Genomic DNA, 1,355 nt, shown 5'->3' on the forward strand with positions numbered 1-1,355 from the left:
TTTTGCAAAGTTGCATTTTTTTGTTGTAAATCAAGGTATGCTTTTTCCATCTCCATACGTTTTGATTTCATAGTCTCTATATCGTTTTCAAGGTAGAGTGCCGTAGCGATGGCTAGAATCATCAAAGAGATGATAAATGCAAGTGCATACAAAAGGGCTTTTTTAACCATTTTATGCACATTAAACTGTTTTACACCGTTGTCATCATGAATGGTTACGGTAAAATGCTTATCCATCATATCTCCTTAAAAAATTTTCCACTACGCAAAATGAGCCAAAAACAAGGTACTCTTTGTTTGTATCAACAGATGTAAAATCTTTATAGCTTAGTGAGAGGTTATGAAGGGTACGCTCTAAAAGTTTCCTTTCTACCACCCTTTTTTCATCAATATCTATAATCTCTACATGCTCTATAATGGGTTGGAGTATAGCTAAAATCTGTGCATAGTTTTTATCTTCATAACTGTTATAGACAAGTATATATTTTGTACCTGCTAAGCTTTTTTGTATGCTTTGTGCTGCAAGGGTGTTATGACCTACATCTAAAAGTATATTTTTTCTCAAGCGTGTGAGTCTGCCAAAGAGTCGTGCATCTTCAAAAGAGTCTGTTGTATAAGAAACACCTAAAAGGTTGAGTGCGGCAATACTTACTGCAAGATTATCTTGAAGATAAGGGGGGAGATGCAGTGTATCTGCAAGTGTTGTGATGTTGTGTCTATCTTTGTCTGTGAGTTGCGTGTTATAGAGGTAAAAAGGTATCTGCTTCTCTTGTGAGAGGTTTTTGCAAAGGGAGAGAACTTCCAAATGGGGCTGTTTTGCTACGACTGCCTGCTTTGTTACTGCATTGAGCTTTGTGGTTGCTATCTCTGTAATGGTATTGCCCAAAAAAGCCTCATGATCTTTGTCTATGGGAGTGATAACACTCAAGATGTTGGCAAAGACGGCAGTGGCATCATGCTCCCCGCCCAAGCCTGCTTCAAGAACAACATAATCACACTTCTCATAAACAACCATTGCCAGAAGTGTTGTATATTCAAAATAGCTAAGAGCCTGTGCTGTTTGTGTATCTAAAAGGGTAAGAAGTTTGCTGTGGGCATCTTCGAGTGTATTATAGGGTGTATCTTCTCCATTAAGCCATATTCTCTCACGAAACTCAAGAATATGGGGGGAGGTGTAGTGTCCTGTGTTATACCCTGCCTTGTAGAGTGCAGAGGCTAGAAAACGCCCTGTTGTTCCTTTACCGTTGGTACCGATAATATGGATGATTTTTGGAAGTTTGAGTTTGCTTTTGATGGTTATTGGCATTAATTTTTTGTTTAATAATTTTTTCACCAACCGGTCTTTATACTCTTTAT

General features: G+C 38.0%; 1 protein-coding gene and 1 pseudogene. Both read right to left on the minus strand.

What is annotated here, in order from left to right; translation table 11 throughout:
- A pseudogene (locus tag AC30RD_RS09375) lies at positions 1–239 on the minus strand (M23 family peptidase); the annotation flags it as partial.
- The gene (locus tag AC30RD_RS09380; RefSeq protein ID WP_489494277.1) at positions 229–1,332 is read right to left on the minus strand and encodes a bifunctional folylpolyglutamate synthase/dihydrofolate synthase; all 1,104 of its coding nucleotides are present in this window, start codon (positions 1,330–1,332) and stop codon (positions 229–231) included. The gene AC30RD_RS09380 and the pseudogene AC30RD_RS09375, both read right to left, overlap by 11 nt.
- Positions 1,333–1,355: the final 23 nt, after the last annotated feature.

The sequence above is a fragment of the Nitrosophilus sp. genome, from assembly GCF_982775275.1.